Below are 18705 nucleotides of genomic sequence, written 5' to 3' on the forward strand. Positions count from 1 at the left end.
TCAGTCCATCTCCGCGTAGCGCTTCGCCTGGGGAAGTCCTTCGCGTACCTGGTCGGCGTCGAATTCCGGCCCGTACACCGGTGTATCCCGCTGGAACCGCCATCCTTCAGCGAGGGGACCGGCGTCGACTACATCGAACCCGAACTGGTCGATCAGCGACGCAACCGTCTGCTTCGCGTCGTCGTCATTCCCGGCGATGGGGAGCGCCCGGCGGCCTGGCGTGCCCGGTGCGGTTGCCTTGCTGGTGAGGTGAGCGGCGTAGATATTGTTAAACGCCTTGACGATATGCGCGTCCGGTAGGCGCTGCTGGAGGAGTTCGCTGGTGGTGGTCGATTCGTCGTCGAGTTCTTGAATGTTCCCGTCCCGCTCCGGGTAGTAGTTGTTGGTGTCGATTACCGTCTTGCCCTTGAGCTGGGCAGCCGGCACCGCATCGATCGCCTTGAGAGGAACGCTCACGACGACGACGTCCCCCGCTTCCGCTGCCTCCTCCGGCGTTGCCGCCCGGGCGCGGTCGCCCAGCTCGTCGATGAGGTCGATCAGCGTCTCCGGCCCCCGCGAGTTGCTCATCACAACGCCGTATCCGTTTTGGATGGCAAGACGGGCAAGTTGTGAGCCGATGTTGCCGCTACCGATGAAGCCGATGGTTGTCAGGTTATTTTCCATGGCGAGTACAACCGATCTGTGAGGCGAGTATTCCCTTAGCGGTCTTCCATGGACCTTCAGGAGGAACCCTGGGGAATGAGTTTCGCGTACACGACGTAGTTGTCATTGAACGTGCCGGTAGCGGGATCGTAGCCGTCACACGTGATGAGGCGGAGCTCAGGACCTTCGGTATTTCCGTAGACAGCCTGCGTTGGGAAAGCGTCCTTCGAATACTGCTCACCGCGTTCGACGGCGAATGTCGCCACGGTGCCGTCCTCGCGTGCAATCTCAATGGTGTCGCCCGGATTCAGCTGCTTGATCCAGGCGAAGACTCCGGGCCCGCCATCGCTGGCGTTCACGTGCCCGAGAAAGATTGACGGCCCGGTTTCGCCCGGTGTGGGAGAGTTCCGGTACCACGATGCGGGCGCCCCAGGATGGCCCGGAGGCACCTCGAGAGACCCGTTCGGTTGAAGCCCCAGGTGCAGCAGGCCCGACTTGACTCCGTGCGTGGGCATCGAGAGCGACACCGGCAACGAACGGCCGAATACCTGTGGAGTTGCATCAACGGGCGCTGGTGCAGGCGCGGGTGCTGCGGGTGATGCATTCTCCGCGGGCACACCCGATGCGGCGGGACTCGCCGGCGCCGGTTCAGTGAGCGCCTCCGAATTTGTGGGAGGAGGCCCGGGCGCGGTTGTCGGGCCTTCCGCCGGAAGGGACGACGGCGCCGCTACCGTGAAAGTTGGCTGGGCCCCGACGGCGTCGGACGGGTTCGGTGAAGCACAACCCGTGAGGAGCAGCAGTGGGACCGTTGCAGCAGCCAGGAGGCTCCCGCAACGGTCCCGGAATCGGCTAGTCATCTGTAGGAAAGTATCCGATCACTCGACGCTTTCGACGACTTGCTCCCTATGCCGCGCGACGACGGACCACGTACGTTCCACCCGCTGCCAAGGCGAGGACAAGTCCGCCGCCCAGCGCAAGAGCCGCGGTGTTATCGGTTTGCGTCACTTCGACACCGGTGGCTGCGCCGCCTGTGGGCATCTGCGTAACCTGCTGGGTAGTGCCCTGCTGACCCATCAGGCCCACAACGATACTCGCGTCATAGGGTGGCGTACCGGCAGCGTCACAGCCGAATCCGTCACTGTCCGCGTCCAACCGGGGCGCGTAGCCGGGCGTGTTGATCGGTATGTTGTAGACCCCGACGGACGCCGCCTCGGAGCAATTCTGGAACGGGAGAGTCACCGCCGACGCCGGCGTCGCTGACAGGGCGACAAACCCGGCCGTTGCTGCAACTGCAAGACCTGCTGTTGATTTCTTCATTGTTTCCCCTCATGTTGATCCGCGAGTGATGAGACGCGGATCACACGAGATTAGACAGCCAGCTTATGAGTCGTCAAGGTTATCCACATTTTTTTCCCGAGGACTGCGCTAATTCAGCCCGGTGTGATATTCGGTCGCCGATACGATGGTTGAACCGTCACTCACTGTTCAACCATTACTCGTACTTTTGGGGCTCTCTTGAATCTTCCTGCGCTACCTCCTGCTCAAAATCCTGCCCGTATGCAGACGCGGACGAGGAGCAAGGCAAAGGCATCGACGCTCATTGTTGCGGGATTCGGTCTGTTTCTTCTGGTCATCGGTCTGATCATCGGCGGAATTGGGGGAGCTCTCGTCATGGCTGGTCTACTTGCGCTCCTCACCGGGCTCTACACGGTGCTCACGGGGCGCAGCTCCTGGGCACGGCTCGCTGGCCGCAAGGCAGGATTCATCGTCGCGGCGGCAAGCGTTGTTGCGCTCCTGGTCGGCGGGTCCATCACGCCCTCCGCGGAGGATACGGTTCCCGCGGCCTTGGCCGAGCAAACCGAGACCGCCACTGTTGAACCGTCACAGACTGCGACGCCGGAGCCAACCAAATCTCCCACGCCGAAGCCCTCACCTACGCCGAGTCCCGATGTTGCGCCGATAGACGGGGACACCGTTGTCGACGCTCAAGGAGACCCGAATGCTCCCAGCGATCAGCCCCAATATGGCGTTAAGGCGCTCGCGCTGCTTGAGACGCTGCCGATCAAGGGGCGCGCACCGAAGACGGGTTATGACCGGGATGAGTTTGGTCAGGCCTGGCTCGATGTCGACCGCAATGGCTGCGACACCCGCAACGACATGCTCAACCGGGACCTTCGCGACATCGTGCACGCGAACTCCGTTCCCTGCAAAGTCCGTTCCGGAACCCTTGATGACCCCTATACCGGAACCACTATCCCCTTCCTCCGCGGGCAGGAGACCAGCATTGACGTGCAGATCGATCACATGGTTGCGCTCGCTGATGCCTGGCAGAAGGGTGCCCAGCAACTTACCTACGAACAGCGGGTTGCCTTCGCGAATGACCCGCTGAACCTGCAGTCCACGGACGGCCCGACCAACGCACAGAAGGGCGCGGGCGACGCCGCAACCTGGCTTCCGCCGAACCGCGGCTACCGCTGCGAATACGTCGCCCGTCAAATCTCCGTGAAGGCAACCTACAACCTGTGGGTCACGCAGGCCGAGCATGACGCAATGGCGCGGGTTCTGTCGGATTGCGCAGACACCATGGCGCCTACCAACGAGCTTTCGCCCACACCTACCCCTGAGCCGGAACCGGCTGTCGAGCAGGCGGTCCCAGCACCCGCGCCCGCGCCAGCCCCGGCGCCGGCACCCGCCCCTGCGCCGGCGAACGTGTACTACAAGAACTGTGATGCAGCCCGAGCCGCCGGCGCTGCCCCCGTCTACGCGTGGCAGCCGGGGTACGCTGCTCACCTCGACCGAAACGGCGACGGCGTCGGCTGCGAATAAGCGGCACTGCGCCGTTTGGCTCGTCCGACTGTCGGAGAGGTGGGCGTCTCCCAAAACGTGCATGCAGTGCATGCACTGCATGCAAAACATGCAACGCATGCACATTTTTGAAAGCACCCCGTCACCGCCCCGCGCACAACTCACGCGTAATTGCCGTCGTCGTCCTCGTTCGTGAAGAGTGAGCCACGCGTCGTCCGGAAGCGGGAAGACCTCCGGCGCGGATGAGAGGATCACAGCTATGACCGACCGCGTACCCGGCTTGCACCTGCATATTGTGATTGATAATCGTCGCCACCGATCGAACGAACCCTGTCCGTCCCCGCCAGCATCCTCCTGAGCGACCTGCACCCGGTCATTCAGACAGCTTTCGGCTGGCAGGATCGTCACCTCTACCAGTTCTCTGTGAGCCACACCTTCCGGGGCCAACGAGACTTCACCCCGGCGGAATCGGCAGATGAGCTCGGCACTGACGACGCATCCCGGGACAGAGCTGGCTGCCATTGCAGGATGGACGGGCGCCAAGTTGGCGTACGAGTACGATTTCGGTGATGCCTGGGACCATCTCGTCACCGTCGTCGGCAACGATCCGGTGCTGCCTGCCCACCTCGAGTGCATTGCGGCCAATAGGAGAGGTCCGGTAGAGGATTGCGGCGGCATCCACGGCTACTACAAGCTGATCGAGGCGCTGAAGGGTCAGCAGCAGGACTCCGCCGATGCCGTCGATTGGTTGGAGTCAGTGTCGGGGGAGGCCGCAACCGCGTTTGATGCGGCACACGTCGACGTGAAGGCGATTAATCAGCAGCTCACGGAGCTCGCAAGGTTCTTCTGGCGCCCGGCGATGTCACCCGAGGTGATTGCCGCCGTCGTCCATCCTGTCCAGTGGCTTCTGCAGCGTCCTATGACCTGCGCGGAAAAATAATGGCCAAAATCCTGACAGCCCGCGGCTTCGCTTACGACGATGGTCCCATCACCGAAAAGGAAGGGCGGGCTCTGGTGCGTGATGTCATTCGGACGCTGGAGTGCCTGAACGTTCCGGCGAAGTTCGAAGACGTTCTATCCGGAGACAAAAAGGTGACCGATGCCGGCCGGGAATTCCTGATCGAAATTCAGCGAAAGCAACATGGTCGCCCGTCCTGACGTGATGGTGAGCCGGTAAAGGGAGTAGCTTGGGTTCACCCGGCGCAGCGTAGGGAGGCGTATGGACCCGGATCTCACCCATGACCGGCTCATCGAACAGTGGCTCGAGGAATATGCTTCGTCCCAGCACGAGAAGCGTGCAGCCGCCAACGCTATCCAGGATGCCATCGCCGCCCGCCTCGACGACGACGGCCTCAACTATCACGCGATCGAATACCGGGTGAAGGATCACCAGTCCCTGGAGCAGAAACTGAGGCGCTGTAATCCGGATGGAAACCTGAAGTACGCGGACGGGTTGCGCGGCATCGATGACATCATCGGCATCCGGGTCATCACCTTCCTTCAGCTCGACGTGGAGAGGGCAATGACTGCGCTTCGCAACTCCTTCGACGTCATTGCCCACGTCGACAAGACCGCCGAACAGCGGGAAAAGGGGGAGTTCGGCTACTCGGGTCAGCACCTCGTGCTCAGAGTCAGTGAGGCAACCGCACCGAACGGGTGCCGCAATCACATCGGCGAACGCTTTGAGGTGCAGTTCCGGACCATCCTGCAGCACGCCTGGGCGGAGTTTGAGCATGACATCCGCTACAAGAGCGCAGGCCCGGTGCCTCCTGAGGTCAACCGGGCGTTCACCCTGGCGTCCGGTCTGATCGAACTGGCCGATAACCAGTTCAGCACCATCAGCAGTGTGGTCGCCGCCGAAAAAGCCAACCCCGGCGAAGCGGTCCTGCTCCTTCCGGTGGCCCTCACGGGTGAGGCCCTCGAAAGCATTCTCGAACAGGCGCTGCCAAGCAATCCGCGAAGCCGCGTCGAACAGTACGAGTGGTTACGCGAACTGCTTGAAATTCACGGCGTCACAACGGTACAGCAAGCCTCCGAACTGGTCGCCTCCGCCGATTGGGATGCCATTTCCCGCAAAGTTCAGTACAAGTTCGCTCCTGGTCACGTCCGCGCCGCCGATGACCTGCTGCTTGTCCGCTACGGCCAGGCGCACATCGAAAAGACGCAAGCCCTGGGCCATGACCGCAACAGACGCGCCAAACTGACCTACCGTCTCAGGAAGCTCCGAGACTGAGGGGCCGAAGCCGGATGAAGTTACCTGCGCCGCGCCAGCCCAGTCCGTACTAAGGGCAGGAGCCGCGGCTCCGGCGGCTTGCCCCGCATTCCGCACTGCCGGAATACTTGAAGGGAAGCAGCGGAAGCGGGTGACGATGAACGACAGAAATGAACGCACCAGACGCATGCAGCGCGTTTCGGAATATCGGTCCGCGCGCCGCTCCGGAAGCAGCGGCGCGGAGGCCATCGAGCAGGTCGACGACGACGAAGAAGAGCAAGCGCCGATCACGGACTTCGCTGCCAAGGCGGATTTCGAGATCCGGCAGGCAACCGCGCGCGGTGATTTCGACAATCTGAAGTACGCCGGCAAGCCGATTCCGGGTCTCGGCACAACCCTTGACCCAGACTGGTGGGTCAAAGGATTGATCGAGAGGGAGCAGCTTTCCGGCCTTGCACCCGCGCCGTTTCGCCTGCGCACAGAGGACGCTGAACTCGACGGAAAGCTGGATCAGCAGTACATGGAGAGCAAGGTCCGCGAGCTACTCGAGGACTTCAACCGGCAGGTCGTTGATGCCCGCAGACAGCTCCTGGGTGGACCGCCCGTGGTGACCAGGATGCGGGACGTTGAGCAGGAAATTGAACGCTGGCGTGAACGTCGAGCAGCACGCCATACGCAGGTTGAGCAGAACGAAACGGCCGCGCAAAAGGGAGGGGTTGATCGGGAAGCAGCCCAACAGAAGGCAGCGAAGCGTTCACCGTGGTGGCGCCGTCGTCGTTAGCTTCTCAGCTGGCCACCAGGTCCTGATACTCGGGATGCCGCTCAATGTACGCGGCGATGAACGGGCAGCGGGGCACGGCGTGTAACCCGCGTTCCCGGACATCGTCCAGGGCAAACCGTGCGAGGGCGCTTCCGAGTCCGTGACCCTCGAAGGCCGAATCCACCTCGGTGTGGGTGAAAATGACCTGCTGGTCCTGGAGGCGGTACGCCGCGAAACCGGCCGGTTTGCCGTCGAGAGTGACCTCATATTTCCCGGCGTCGGAATTATTCTCTACCTGCACCTCAGCAGCCATGAGCTACTCCTCGTTGAACTCGCCGTTGGCAATCGCGTCCGCGTATTCGCTGAGGTCCGGCCCCGGCTCGAAGTCAACGAACTGGGGCTGCAGCTTCTCGAACAGGAACTTGTACACCTGATCCCGGTCACCGCCGGAGTGCGCAGCCGCCGCCTCCTTCACCGCTTCCTGTAGTGCTTTGTCCGCATCGACAAGAATTTTCTCCCGGGCCTGTTCGTTCCAGGTGACATCGCTGATCTTCACAACCGGCCTCCGATAGTAAGTAGACTGTTTATTGAATTCAGGCTACGGGTGTCCATTCAGCCCCACAACCCCCCCCGAGCCGTCCTGCTATCGTGCAGGTGCATCACCATTGAGTAGAGGCGGGTTTGAACGTGACGGGTGAAGTTGAGGAAAATTCGATCCGCGGCGAGCTGCAGGACCTCGTGCTGGAGAGCGCGCAGATCGACGAATTTCTTGATGGGATGGTGAAGATCGCCGCTCGTGAACTCGGGGAGATCACCGGTAAGACGATGTACTCGGCCGTAACCCTCCTGCGCCCGAAGCGCGCGGCGACGGTGGCCAGCAGCAGCGCGGAAGCCCGCAACATGGACGAGGTCCAATACGCCTTCGATGACGGCCCCTGTTTGCGCGCGGCGCGTGAGCACACCACGGTCGTTGTTCAGGACTTCAAGGAAGAGGAACGTTTTGGCGAGTACACGGGAGCTGTTGCGGGGCATGGCATCCGCTCAGCGCTCGGAGTGCCGATCCTCCTTGAGGGCGACGCCAATGCAGGCCTGGATCTGTATTGCCGTGAACCGCTCGCGTTCAATGCCGAAAGCATCGACGCCGCAGAGCAGTTCGCGCGCAGGGCTTCCCGTTCACTGCAGATAGCTGTCCGGGTGGCCACTTTAATGGAGCACAGTCAGCACATGAGTGTCGCAATGGAGAACCGCACCACCATAGACCTTGCAGTGGGCATCATTATGGGCCAGAACCGCTGCAGCCAGGATGAAGCGGTGAATATTTTGAAAGCCGCCTCCAACGCACGAAACGTGAAGCTTCATGCGGTTGCTGCGGCTGTTGTCGAGTCGGTGAACAACGCGAGCGCAACCACCCACTTTGAGGCCTAGGACACCGTAGCCGGTTCTTCGCCGCGGGACGCGGCCTCAGCACCGGCAGGCTGTTCCCGCCAGCAACCGCGGTTCCCCAAAAAGGTATACGAAGGTCGGTCGACACGATAGTTTGTATACGAAACTACACAATAACGCCTCCCCGAACGGACAACGATGCCCGCTTTTGTCGCCCCGGATTCCTTCACCACCCGCCCCACGCTCCAAGGCAACTTCGGCATGAGCGCCTCAACGCATTGGCTGGCAACGGCATCTGCGCAGGCCGTCCTGGAACGCGGCGGCAATGCTTTCGATGCTGCTGTCGCCGGAGCTTTCGTGCTCCATGTCGTTGAACCGCACCTCAACGGTCCCGGCGGCGACATGACCGGCGTCTTCGCCACCGCGGAAGACCCCTCAAAGCCCGTGGTCCTGATGGGACAGGGACCGGCTCCCGCCGGTGCAACCCGGGAGCACTACCTCTCCGAAGGACTCGAGCTGGTTCCAGGCGCCGGAGCGCTCGCAGCCGCCGTCCCGGCCGCCGTCGACGCCTGGTTCCTGCTGCTCCGGGACCATGGCAGCTGGGAACTTGCCGACGTCCTGGCTTTCGCCTGCCGCTACGCCCGTCACGGGCACCCGGTGCTGGGCAGGGTCGGTGCAACGATCAACGCCGTCAAGGAGCTTTTCACCGAACACTGGCCCACTTCCGCAGCGCTCTGGATGCCGGAAGGGAAGATCCCGGCAGAAGGGGACATCGTGAAAAACGAGGCTTACGCCTCAGTCCTTGACCGACTCATTGCTGCAGGGAGCGGTGCAGGCTCCCGCGAGGAACGCATCGACGCCGCTCGGCGCGAGTGGAGCGAAGGTTTCGTCGCCCGGGCTGCAGTCGACTTCATCAGTACACCGCACCGCCACTCGTCGGGTCAGGATCACGCGGGAGTGATGAGCCTTGAGGACTTCGCGAACTTCCAGGCCGGCTACGAGGAGCCCACCACTCTCGACTTCCGCGGCTACACCATTGCCAAGACCGGGCCCTGGGGCCAGGGTCCGGCCCTGCTGCAGACCCTCGCCATCCTGAACGGATTCGGGGACGATCACCTGGACCCGTCCACAGCCCTCGGCGCGCACACCATCCTGGAAGCGCAGAAGCTGGCCATCGCAGACCGCGAGGCATACTACGGTGATTCCGACGTGCCGATGGAATACCTGCTATCCGAAGAATATGCAGCCGAGCGCAGGGCGCTTATCACCGATCAGGCTTCCACCGAGTTCCGCCCCGGGACTGTCCCCGGGCATACGCCGTTCACACCGCCGCTGCGGACGGAATACACCCCGCCGGCGCTCACGGGTAAGGACGGCTTCGCGGGGGTAGGGGAGCCCACAGTCTCCCGCGACGGCGAGACACGCGGCGACACCTGCCACATCGACGTGGTTGACCAGTGGGGGAACATGATTTCGGCGACGCCGTCGGGCGGCTGGCTGCAATCATCTCCTACCATCCCCGAACTAGGATTCTGCCTGGGATCCCGACTGCAGATGACCTGGCTCGAGGAGGGCGCACCGTCCTCGTTGGAGCCGGGAAAGCGGCCGCGCACCACGCTGACACCAACCTTGATCCTCAAAGACGGCAAGCCCGTTGTTGCACTCGGCTCGCCCGGCGGCGACCAGCAGGACCAGTGGCAGCTGGTCTATATCCTGCGCACGATTGTCGGCGCCTACTCACCGCAGCAGGCCATCGACGCGCCGTCCCTGCATACGACGTCGATACCCGGCTCATTCTTCCCACGCACCTGGGAGCCTGGCGGCGCCGTGGTCGAAGACCGGCTGGGTGAGGAGGTCATCGCCGACCTGGAACAACGCGGTCACGTCGTCACCCGTGCTGGAGAGTGGGCGCTCGGCCGGCTGTCCGCTGTTGTCAGCGACCCGGCGACCGGAGTTTTGATGGCTGCGGCCAACCCGCGCGGAGCGCAGGGCTATGCAGCCGGCCGATAGCGAAGACGCCGCACCGAAGCAGCGAATTCAGGACGAAATCCGGAGGGATATCATCTTCGGCGCGTTGCCGCCGGGCACCCGCGTGACTGAGGCAGCGCTCGCCAGCAAGTATGGGATCTCGCGGGTTCCGGTACGGGAAGCGCTCCGCACGTTGGAGGCCGAGGGTTTCGTCGAGTCCAAGCCCTATGCCGGCTCCACAGTGTCGAAGATCCCGGCTGACGACGCCGAGGACCTGTTTTTTGTCCGCGAAGCGCTAGAGTCAGCGACGGCTCGGCGCGCAGCGCACCGGGCTGCTGCGCAGTTCGATTCAGGTGCGCCCAGCGTTGAGTGGTGGCAGGCCCGGAAAGCACTGGCAGCAGTGCTCGATGAGGGGGATGCCGCCGTCGCGCAGAACCGGCTCGAACTTCTGCCCGAACTCAACATCCGGTTCCACCTGGGTGTGGCGGAATTGAGCGGCAGCGCCTCGCTGACGGCGCTGCTGCGCCAGATCGCAGGCAAGACCGAATGGCTCTACGCAACGGACGTCGACCACCGCGGCAAGGAGTCCTGGAGCGAGCACAGGAGCATTCTTGCGGCGATCGACTCCGGCAACTCCGCGGATGCACAGCAGCTGATGGCCGATCACGTGCATCAGTCCAAAGTCGGGTACCTGGACCGCTTCTGCGTCGATAAAAACTCGGCTCTATCTCCCGGGCCCACCTTTGCTCCGTGATGCATGCTAGAGGAATGGCCGCAGAGGAGCGAGGATCGCTTCGCTGACGCGTGCCACGATATGGCGGCCTTCCCATTCCTCGAGTGAGAGTTCCCGGCAATTGCTGCTGTCAATCTCGAAGATTCGCTCCATGGTGGAGGCGAGCTTTTCATCGAACAGTTCGATATTGATTTCGTAATTACCGGTCAAGCTCAACCGGTCGATGTTGGCGGTTCCGACCGTGGACCATTCGCCGTCCGCAGTTGCGGTCTTCGCGTGAATCATCGCGTTCTGGTACAGGAGGATCTTCACGCCGTCGCGCAGCAGTGCCGAGTAGAACCCGCGGGACAGCCAGTCGGAGACCACATGGTTGGAGTCCTCCGGCAGAATGACCCGGACATCCACCCCGCGTTTACTGGCGCGCAGGAGCGCCTCAAGGATCTGCCGGTCAGGGATGAAGTAGGCCGTGGTCATGTAGATGTGGCTGTGGGCGCGATTGATGGCGTCCAGATAGACCCCGCGGATCGGGAAAACGAGGTTGGCCGGAATGTTGTTGACCGCGCGCAGACGCGGTTCCCAGAACTCCGCACTGGTTTCCTCCAACGCGCGATGGCGCTGTGTCGGAGCGGAATTCCAGAAAGCGACAAACGCCTGGCGCAACTCCCAGACGGACCTTCCTTCGATTTTCAGGTGCGTGTCACGCCACTTCGAGGCGTATAGCGACCCGATGTTGTAGCCTCCGACGTACCCGATGGAATCATCCACCACCATGATTTTGCGGTGATCGAAGCCTGTACCCCGGATATTCGTGAAGACGATCGACGGGCGCAGTACCGGGAACCGGAAGACCTGCACATTCGGGTGGAACCGGTAGAACGTGAACGGAACAACGAGGTTGGCGAACCCGTCATAGATTACGTACACCTTCACACCACGGGCCGCCGCTTCATTCAGCGCGTCCTTGAACTGGCGTCCAATGGCGTCGCCCTTCCAGATGTAGGTCTCCAGCATGATGGTGTGCCGGGCGTTCCGGATAGAGGCCAGCATGTCCTCGTACAGGTCATGCCCGTAGGTAATGACGGCGGTTTTCGATCCCGCCACTTCTGATTCAAATGTTCCGGGGTGCGGAAAGCCCGGACGCTTGCTGCGCAGCTTCTTTTCCACTGCATCAATAATCACGATGGCGGCGATGACCAGCGCCTGCACGGCGGCGAACGCCATGGCCGCCCGCGCAACCAGCGAACGGGTAAGGGCAAACAATTGAAGGCGGCGGAAGGTGCGCATGGGCTCAAGCCTAGTGGCCGCAGGAGCCTGCCGGGCGAAGCGGGGCGGGCTGCCGGTGGCTTGACGGACGCCCTCGCTGCTAGCGCTTGTTCAGGGCCGCCAGCAGCCGGTGCTCCGCATCTTCACCGGGTTTGATGCCACGCGGGATACGAAGAAGGAAGAACAGGCCAAGCACCCACCACAGCCCGAACAGTATCCACGGCGGGGGAGTCAGAGCCGCAGGCATTCCGGGAAGGTACAGGCTGAGGAGGGCCAGGCACAGCACCACTGCTGCGATCCCAATCGCCTGGCCGCTGTTACCAACACCACCGACCCGCAGCGGTCGTTCCATTGCAGGTTCCTTCAGGCGAAGAATCAGGAAAACTACGGCGACCAGGGTGTAGGCGATCACGATGCTGGGCGCACCCGAGTCAACCAGCCAGACCAGCATCGCCTCTCCGAAGAAGGGCGCGAGGAAGGACAGGGCACCGATGAACAGCAGTGCGTTCGCCGGTGTCCGGTAGGTCGGGTGCAGCTTCCCGAACCAGCCCGGCAGCATTCCTGAGCGTGCCATGGAATACATCAACCGGGATGCCCCCAGCAGCAGCGAGTTCCAGGAGGTCAGAATTCCGGCGATTCCACCGGCGATCAGCACCTTGGCCATCAAATCGCTCCCGAAGAGGGCGCCCATCGCATCCGCAGTGGCGATGTCCGCCTGCGCGATTTCTCCAGCAGGCATGGCTGACGACGTCGTCAGGATAGTCATGACATACCAGATGGTTGCGAGTATCACGGCGATGACAACCAGCCGGCCGATCTGGCGGGCGGGGATCTTCACTTCCTCTGCGGATTGCGGAATCACGTCGAACCCGACGAACAGGAACGGCACCACCACCAGGACAGCGAAGAACCCCGCCGATCCGCCGGTGAAGAGCGGCTGCATATTTTCTGTGGATCCGCCGGTGAAGGACCCGAGCACAAGGACCGCACCGATGATCAGGAGAAAGAGCACCACAAAGGTTTGGGCTACACCGGCAAGTTTCACACCGCGGATGTTGATGAACGTGATGACGACGGCGGCAATCGCGCCCACAAGCGCCCAGGTCAGGTGCACCTGGCTTCCCGCGATCTCCCAGAGCGGCACCTGGTTCAGGCCGGGAAAAAGGTAGAGAGCGGTGCGGGGAAGCGCCACAGCCTCGAACGCCACAATGGTGACGTACCCGCCGGTGATTGCCCAGGATCCGATGAATGACCAGCGGGGACCCATGCCGCGGAGGAGGAAATTGTGTTCTCCGCCCGCTTTGGGCATGGCGGCAGTCAGTTCCGCGTAGGTGAGCCCCACGACGCCCATGATGACGCCGCCTGCCACCATGGCCAGGACCGCACCGAGGGTCCCAGCGGATCCGATCCAGCCGCCGGTGAGCACCACCCAACCGAATCCGATCATCGCTCCGAACCCCAGCGCGAGGGCATCCCAGTTACCCAGAACCTTCAGCAGTGAGGCGTCCTCTGAACGCTCGGACGTGCTTCGCTCTGCCATGGGTCCCGCCCTTCTCAGCTGACCGGTTACCGGCCCTGCAGTTCACTGAGAGTTTTCAGTGTGAGATGAGCTTAGTCCTCGATGTACCGGACCGATACTGGCCTTCTGCCAACTAGGAAACGTTCACCCGTGCCGGCGGGTTATGTCCGGGGCACACCCAGCTGACACCACCGGCATTGATTCTGCGCTGCAAGTCCGCGGTAGTGCGTGCAGCGAGCGGATTATCACTGTTCAGGGCGCTATAAAAGCGTTTGATGGTCCCGTTGCGCTCAACCCGGACCGCGTCGCCCGTGAACAGTACGTCGTCGAGCTGAAAGGCCATCTGACCGGGAGTGTGACCGGGAATGGGGAAGGTGGTGAGGCCCTCGAAAAGTTCGCGGTCGCCGTCGAGCTCGGTCACCGTCGCAGGGAGTTCAACCCGAGCCAGGCGGAAAAGCGTCCGGCGCACGCGGGTGGGAGGCGCAATTTCCCGGCGCAGAATGGCGGCATCCGCTGCGCCGAGCCATACCGTTGCGTCCAGTTCATGCTGAAGGCGCCGGGCGGTCTGGGCGTGGTCGGCATCGTAATGGGTGAGCAGAATGTCGGTCACCTGCCCAACAATGGGAGCAGCATCGCGCAACTCACCGAGCAGGGCGTCATACCCGCTGGCCATTCCAGGATCAACGAGGGCGGTGTGGCTTGGCGTGCGCACAAGGTAGCCGTTGGCTCCTTTCGAACGCTGCAGTTGGTAGCAGTTTCCTGAGATGGTGCGCATGCTAGTCTTCCCCGCTGTTCTCTTCTTCCTGCTTCTGTCTTTCCTTCTCCTGCTTCTCGGCTTGTTCCTGGAGTTCCTCGGCGACCTCCTCCGCCCGCTCCCTGTCGCGGTCCGTCTGGGTCTCTCCGGGATCCCTGCTGTCTTCCAACAGGCCCTTGGCCGGCGCTGTAAAAGTTGGGGGCGGGGGAACGGGGGCCGGTTCAGTGGAAGGTACGGCCGGTGCGGTTGGCGCAGGGACCTCGGCTGGTTGCACCGAGTTGATGAAGGCCTCGATGTTCTGTTGGATCCGCTCCGCCCGTCCCGGTGTCACGGCGCCGGAATCCTCTGCTTGCTGAACCGCGGCTTTGAGGGCCTCCGCACGGTCCACCGCAAGTTCAAGGTTGCCCTCCTGCGTAACAACGGCAAGTTCCCTCACCTGCTGCTGAAGCGACTGCGCTGCACCCGGGTCAAGAGCTTCAGCGCCTCCGCATCCTCCAAGCACCGGCAAGGCCAACGCGAGGACAGTCATGTATCGCTTCGACCTCATGGCTGCACACTTTCGTAGAGTTCAGACAGTCTCTCGCCGGGAACACCGGGAACTGACGGCAAAGGTTCCACGGCGGGCGCCTGATTGAACAGCCCCGCCAGCGCCGCTCCCAGCACCACCAGAACCAGAACGACGACGACGGCGCCGGCCACCCACCAGCGCCGGTTCCGTGGGGCGGGCTTCCGGTTACCCGAAGCGCGGGGTCTTTCGTTGGGTTCCCGGCGCTGAGTTGAGTGTTCGTTCAGTCCAAGGACAAAGGCCCTGCGCGTGGAGTGCGGATCCTGCACCGGAGGCGAACCGTGGGTTGCGCCGGGAAGGACTCTGGTTGCAGGCCCGGCATCTTCGACCGCGGTATCCGCAGCGGCGGCGCGCGCGTCAGCAAGTAAAGCGTTCCGCTGAGCGGCCAGGGCATTCGCGACCTCGGCCGCCGTTGGCCGCGCGCTTCCGGTCTCCGCCGTCATGCGTGAAATAAGCTCACGCCAGGCGGGGTTGATCGTTGCCGGGATTTCGGGGGCGCGGTGCAAGCGGGCAAGCGCAGTCTCCAGCCCTCGGCCTTCGAAGGCAGGTTCCCCGGTGAGGCATTCGAGCAGCACAAGGCCCAGCGCGTAGATGTCGGTCGAACTGTCAACCGCTTCACCGCGGGCCTGTTCGGGACTGAAATACGCTGCAGTGCCGATTGTCTCGCCGGTCGCGGTGAGCCGGTCGCTGTCCACCCTGCGGGCTATGCCGAAGTCCGTCAGAACATACCCGAAACGCCCGGATGACGGTTCGGCGTCGCGGGTCAGCACATTGGAAGGTTTGACGTCCCGGTGGGTAATTCCTTTCGCGTGCACATACGCGAGTGCCCGGGCAACGTCGTGGCCGATAGCCCACGTTTGTTCCGGTCCCAGCGGGCCGTCGCGCAGGAGCCGGTGCAGGTCCGGGCCATCGATCAGGTCCATGACCACCCAACCGGCTATAGGGGAGTTTCCGACATCATGCACCTTGACCAGGCCCGGGTGATCCAGCCCGGCCAGCAACTGCGCCTCTACACGCTCACGGTCGGAGAGCTGCGCGTCCGGCTGACCATGGAAGAGCTTGATAGCGACGTCCCGGTCCAGTACCCGATCGTGGCCTCTGTGGACCTCGGCCATCCCACCGCTGCCAAGCAGGGCACCGACGGTGTAGCGGCCATCCAGCACTTCGCCCGTCGGGTCACCGATGCGCCTCCGTGGCACCGGCCGTGCGGAAGGCGCGGCCGCGGGCGTTCTGCCGGGCGGAGGTGGGAGCTGCATGTCAGGCACCTCCTCATTGTCCGCCGTCGTCGTCCTTCCATGAAAGCGCAGAGTTGGGAGGAGCTCAAGGTTCTTCCTCCGGTTCTCATGACACTCTCATATGGTAGCCAGTACAAGAGGAGGGGGAGGGTACGCACTGCGCACCCTCCCCCTCGTGGACTGCTTCCTTGCCAGGTGACTAGCCGAGCAGGCCGCCGATTCCACCGCCGCCGCCGAGCTTCCCGAGCAGGTCCTGTGGGTTGATGCCGAGCTTTTCCAGAAGGCCGGAATCACGCTCGGTGTCCACCTGATCGGGCAGTTCCTGGTCAGCCTGCTGCGCCTTGTCCTGGTTGCCCTGATTCTTCAGAAGGTCAATGATCTGCTGCTTGTCGATGTTCATTATTTTTCCTTATCTCTCTGGGTTTCTGGAACGGGAAGTGCTTCGGAGGAGCCGGAACCTAACGGAATCGAGGAGCGTTCGGGTCATCCGTCTGGTTCACCTGGTGGCTACCGGAGGTGTCCGCGGTCTGGCTTTGTGCTTTGGCTTTCTGTGCCTGGCCCTTGAGCTGCTGGGAGGCCGGCGGCGATGACTGGGCCTCAGCTTTCACCCGCGGTGCTTCCTCCTCAGCCCGGTTGAGGTAGTGCTCCCAGCGCTGCGACATGGGTTTGATGAGCCCGCCGCCGACGCCGACCACAATGACGCCGACAATTGCGGCCAGTACGGCAATCAGGATCGGTGTGGTCACCGTGGTGGCAATTTCAACCTGGTTGAGAGCCGCGATGATGCCGATGCCGAGAATGAAGACGCTTGCGATATTCGCCAGGACCTTCCCGTAGGAAAGCCCTCCCAGGGTGCCCTGGATGAGGTTCTTGACCGCCGCGGCAATGGCGGCTGCGACGATGACGATGATGATTGCGACGATGATCTTCGGCAGGAAGGCAATGATGCCTTCAAGCAGATCGCTGACCGGATTCGGCCCGAAGACTCCAAAAGCAAACTGAAGTACAAACAGCACCAGCGCGTAGTAGACAATCTTGGCGATGATGTCGCTGGCATCCAGTGATGACTTCGCGAGCGCCTTCTTGACGCCGCCGCGTTCCACGACGCGGTCAAATCCCACACGTTCGAGCAGTTTGTCCAGCGCCTTGGAAATCGCTTTGGCGATCAGCAGCCCGACGATCAGGATGACGAGGAACAGCAACAGCTTCGGCACGAACTCGACCACGGTCGCGAGACCGCTTCTCAATGTTTCTTCCATCGGGACCTTCTCTGTTTGGCTTCATGGAGCTTCCAGATCGGTGGAACGGCTGCCCCACCGGTGTGCACGTTTCCAAGAGTAGGCACACTCAGGCAAAATAGAAAGGGTACTTATTATTGTCTTTGGGGACCAGGCCACTCGCGTCAGGGGTGTCGAACGCCTACGCCCTGCAGAACTGCCCGGTACCCCTCCCGGTAGGTCGGATACGTAAAGGTGAAACCGGTTGACGTGAGCAGCACGTTGCTGCAGCGCTTGCCGGTGACCTCGCGCTCTTCAGTGGGGGCTTCAATAGGCGGCACGGGTAATCCCAGCTCCTCCGCGATGAACTGTCGGACCTCAGCCAGCAGCGCCGGTTCCTGGTCGGTGCCAAGATACGCCGTGGCCGGCGCCTCGAGTCCTGCGAGGTGTACGATGGCCGCCGCGGCGTCGTCGCGGTGGATCCTGTTGGTCCAGTGCGGAGCGCCGCCCGCGTGCGCCGTGCCGTTCCGCACCTGATCGATCAACCGGGTGCGTCCCGGTCCGTAGATACCCGAAAGCCGCAACAGTACCGACTGGGGCGCACGTTCGGTGAGCAGTTCCTCCGTTTCACGCAGGACCGTGCCAGTGGCGGTGGACGGCGCAGGCGGCGTGCTCTCCCCGATCCAGCCGCCGTCGTCATTGCCGTATACGGCGGTCGAGGAAACGAAAATGATCCGCCGCGGCTCAACCCCGTCGCGGGCGAGTGCCCCGAGCAGGTTTGCGGTGCCCTCATAGTAGGTAGCGCGGTAGGCAGCTTCGGTCCGCCCGTCCGCAGTCAGTGCGATGACCACGACGTCGGTGTCCGCCGGGATGGCCGGCAGCTTGCCTGTGAGGTCAACCGAGGTACCCTCAATCCGGGCCGGCAGCTTGTCTGCGGACCGCCGCCACCCGACAACCCGTTGCCCTGCTTCCGCAAAATAGAGTCCCGCCTGCGTACCCAGGTCGCCGCATCCGGCAATCAATACAGTCATCCCCTGAGCTTCCCACACGGGCTGGACCGTCGGACGCACGTGCCAGACTGGGCACATGGCTACCCGGTTGCTCATCATCGCCGATACCCATGTGCCCAAGCGCGCCCGCCGGCTCCCACCAGAGGTGTGGGAGGAGGCGGAGGCTGCCGACGTCGTCGTCCATGCCGGTGACTGGGTGAACGTGGAGCTACTCGACGAACTGGAGCACCGCACGCAGCGCCTCATCGGTGTTCACGGGAACAATGACGGTGCTGATCTTCGCGCGCGGCTACCCGAAATTGCCCGGGCGGACATCGAGGGCATCCGGTTCGCAGTGATCCACGAAACCGGAGCGGCAACTAACCGGGAGAAGCGCATGGATGCCATGTTCAGCGATGTTGAGGTGCTGGTCTTCGGCCACAGTCATATCCCCTGGGACACCACCACACCGAACGGTATGCGGCTGCTCAATCCCGGCTCGCCGACGGACCGGCGCAGGCAACCCAACTGCACTTTCCTTACTGCACAAGCGGACGACGGCGTCCTCAGCGAGGTGCGCCTGCGTTCCATTCCGGCCCGGTCATCCGGGCGACTCCAGGGTTAGTGCCTTTTGGTCAGTTTCCATAGTTGGTAGGAATG

Annotated in this window: 23 protein-coding genes; 10 read left to right on the plus strand and 13 right to left on the minus strand. The window is 62.8% G+C overall.

Annotation, left to right across the window (positions count from 1 at the left end; all coding sequences use genetic code 11):
• The 3 genes from AC1MBU_RS06395 to AC1MBU_RS06405 form a co-directional block, all read right to left on the minus strand.
• Complete coding sequence (locus AC1MBU_RS06395; RefSeq protein WP_479789727.1) at positions 1 to 651, minus strand: NADPH-dependent F420 reductase; 651 nt, start codon at positions 649 to 651, stop codon at positions 1 to 3.
• A gap of 68 nt (positions 652 to 719) precedes the next feature.
• The gene (locus AC1MBU_RS06400) at positions 720 to 1499 is read right to left on the minus strand and encodes a class F sortase (protein WP_277359748.1); all 780 of its coding nucleotides are present in this window, start codon (positions 1497 to 1499) and stop codon (positions 720 to 722) included.
• Between the two features lie 46 nt (positions 1500 to 1545).
• Positions 1546 to 1959: an excalibur calcium-binding domain-containing protein gene (locus AC1MBU_RS06405; RefSeq protein ID WP_479789438.1), complete on the minus strand. Its 414-nt coding sequence runs from the start codon at positions 1957 to 1959 to the stop codon at positions 1546 to 1548.
• Positions 1960 to 2199: 240 nt separating this feature from the next.
• Here AC1MBU_RS06405 and AC1MBU_RS06410 point away from each other — a divergent pair, with 240 nt between their 5' ends.
• From AC1MBU_RS06410 to AC1MBU_RS06435, 6 genes are all read left to right on the plus strand, one after another.
• Positions 2200 to 3468, plus strand: a complete 1269-nt coding sequence (locus AC1MBU_RS06410; RefSeq protein ID WP_479789440.1) for a GmrSD restriction endonuclease domain-containing protein — start codon at positions 2200 to 2202, stop codon at positions 3466 to 3468.
• Between the two features lie 342 nt (positions 3469 to 3810).
• The gene (locus AC1MBU_RS06415; RefSeq protein ID WP_479789728.1) at positions 3811 to 4017 is read left to right on the plus strand and encodes an IS1096 element passenger TnpR family protein; all 207 of its coding nucleotides are present in this window, start codon (positions 3811 to 3813) and stop codon (positions 4015 to 4017) included.
• The gene (locus tag AC1MBU_RS06420) at positions 3923 to 4387 is read left to right on the plus strand and encodes an IS1096 element passenger TnpR family protein (RefSeq protein WP_479789442.1); all 465 of its coding nucleotides are present in this window, start codon (positions 3923 to 3925) and stop codon (positions 4385 to 4387) included. Before AC1MBU_RS06415 ends, AC1MBU_RS06420 begins: the two co-directional genes overlap by 95 nt.
• Complete coding sequence (locus tag AC1MBU_RS06425; RefSeq protein WP_479789444.1) at positions 4387 to 4605, plus strand: hypothetical protein; 219 nt, start codon at positions 4387 to 4389, stop codon at positions 4603 to 4605. The genes AC1MBU_RS06420 and AC1MBU_RS06425 overlap by 1 nt, the downstream gene beginning before the upstream one ends.
• A gap of 61 nt (positions 4606 to 4666) precedes the next feature.
• Positions 4667 to 5680, plus strand: a complete 1014-nt coding sequence (locus tag AC1MBU_RS06430; RefSeq protein WP_479789446.1) for a GTP pyrophosphokinase — start codon at positions 4667 to 4669, stop codon at positions 5678 to 5680.
• A gap of 136 nt (positions 5681 to 5816) precedes the next feature.
• Positions 5817 to 6440, plus strand: a complete 624-nt coding sequence (locus tag AC1MBU_RS06435; protein ID WP_479789448.1) for a DnaJ family domain-containing protein — start codon at positions 5817 to 5819, stop codon at positions 6438 to 6440.
• A 4-nt stretch (positions 6441 to 6444) separates the two neighbouring features.
• Here AC1MBU_RS06435 and AC1MBU_RS06440 read toward each other — a convergent pair whose 3' ends face one another.
• Positions 6445 to 6732, minus strand: coding sequence for a GNAT family N-acetyltransferase (locus AC1MBU_RS06440; RefSeq protein ID WP_277358649.1), 288 nt, complete (start codon positions 6730 to 6732; stop codon positions 6445 to 6447).
• A 3-nt stretch (positions 6733 to 6735) separates the two neighbouring features.
• Positions 6736 to 6975, minus strand: coding sequence for a hypothetical protein (locus AC1MBU_RS06445; protein ID WP_277358648.1), 240 nt, complete (start codon positions 6973 to 6975; stop codon positions 6736 to 6738).
• Between the two features lie 131 nt (positions 6976 to 7106).
• Here AC1MBU_RS06445 and AC1MBU_RS06450 point away from each other — a divergent pair, with 131 nt between their 5' ends.
• From AC1MBU_RS06450 to AC1MBU_RS06460, 3 genes are all read left to right on the plus strand, one after another.
• Entirely contained in the window at positions 7107 to 7844 is a 738-nt protein-coding gene (locus AC1MBU_RS06450) for a GAF and ANTAR domain-containing protein (RefSeq protein WP_471673061.1), read from the plus strand.
• A gap of 219 nt (positions 7845 to 8063) precedes the next feature.
• Positions 8064 to 9812, plus strand: a complete 1749-nt coding sequence (locus tag AC1MBU_RS06455; RefSeq protein ID WP_479789451.1) for a gamma-glutamyltransferase family protein — start codon at positions 8064 to 8066, stop codon at positions 9810 to 9812.
• A complete protein-coding gene (locus AC1MBU_RS06460; protein ID WP_479789453.1) occupies positions 9796 to 10524 on the plus strand; it encodes a GntR family transcriptional regulator in 729 nt (242 codons plus the stop codon). The genes AC1MBU_RS06455 and AC1MBU_RS06460 overlap by 17 nt, the downstream gene beginning before the upstream one ends.
• 6 nt (positions 10525 to 10530) lie before the next feature.
• Here AC1MBU_RS06460 and AC1MBU_RS06465 read toward each other — a convergent pair whose 3' ends face one another.
• The 8 genes from AC1MBU_RS06465 to AC1MBU_RS06500 all read right to left on the minus strand — a co-directional run bounded on the left by AC1MBU_RS06465 (position 10531) and on the right by AC1MBU_RS06500 (position 18087).
• Positions 10531 to 11787 (minus strand): phospholipase D-like domain-containing protein, encoded by a 1257-nt coding sequence (locus tag AC1MBU_RS06465; protein ID WP_479789455.1) that lies wholly within the window; start codon positions 11785 to 11787, stop codon positions 10531 to 10533.
• A 79-nt stretch (positions 11788 to 11866) separates the two neighbouring features.
• Positions 11867 to 13306 (minus strand): APC family permease, encoded by a 1440-nt coding sequence (locus tag AC1MBU_RS06470; RefSeq protein ID WP_479789457.1) that lies wholly within the window; start codon positions 13304 to 13306, stop codon positions 11867 to 11869.
• A 112-nt stretch (positions 13307 to 13418) separates the two neighbouring features.
• Positions 13419 to 14060 carry an MBL fold metallo-hydrolase gene (locus AC1MBU_RS06475; protein WP_479789459.1) on the minus strand — a complete coding sequence of 214 codons (642 nt, stop codon included), beginning with the start codon at positions 14058 to 14060 and terminating at the stop codon, positions 13419 to 13421.
• 1 nt (position 14061) lies between these two features.
• The gene (locus AC1MBU_RS06480; RefSeq protein WP_479789461.1) at positions 14062 to 14586 is read right to left on the minus strand and encodes a hypothetical protein; all 525 of its coding nucleotides are present in this window, start codon (positions 14584 to 14586) and stop codon (positions 14062 to 14064) included.
• On the minus strand, positions 14583 to 15860 hold the full coding sequence (locus AC1MBU_RS06485; protein ID WP_479789463.1) for a serine/threonine-protein kinase: 1278 nt from the start codon (positions 15858 to 15860) through the stop codon (positions 14583 to 14585). The genes AC1MBU_RS06480 and AC1MBU_RS06485 overlap by 4 nt, the downstream gene beginning before the upstream one ends.
• Before the next feature lie 178 nt (positions 15861 to 16038).
• On the minus strand, positions 16039 to 16239 hold the full coding sequence (locus AC1MBU_RS06490; RefSeq protein ID WP_056549029.1) for a hypothetical protein: 201 nt from the start codon (positions 16237 to 16239) through the stop codon (positions 16039 to 16041).
• Positions 16240 to 16297: 58 nt separating this feature from the next.
• Positions 16298 to 17098, minus strand: coding sequence for a mechanosensitive ion channel family protein (locus tag AC1MBU_RS06495; RefSeq protein WP_277358635.1), 801 nt, complete (start codon positions 17096 to 17098; stop codon positions 16298 to 16300).
• 143 nt (positions 17099 to 17241) lie between these two features.
• A complete protein-coding gene (locus AC1MBU_RS06500; RefSeq protein ID WP_479789466.1) occupies positions 17242 to 18087 on the minus strand; it encodes an SDR family oxidoreductase in 846 nt (281 codons plus the stop codon).
• Positions 18088 to 18142: 55 nt separating this feature from the next.
• On the opposite strand from AC1MBU_RS06500, the gene AC1MBU_RS06505 reads away from it, so the two are divergent.
• A complete protein-coding gene (locus AC1MBU_RS06505) occupies positions 18143 to 18670 on the plus strand; it encodes a metallophosphoesterase family protein (protein WP_479789469.1) in 528 nt (175 codons plus the stop codon).
• Positions 18671 to 18705 lie beyond the last annotated feature (35 nt).

The organism is Arthrobacter sp. PTI12 (genome assembly GCF_056679915.1).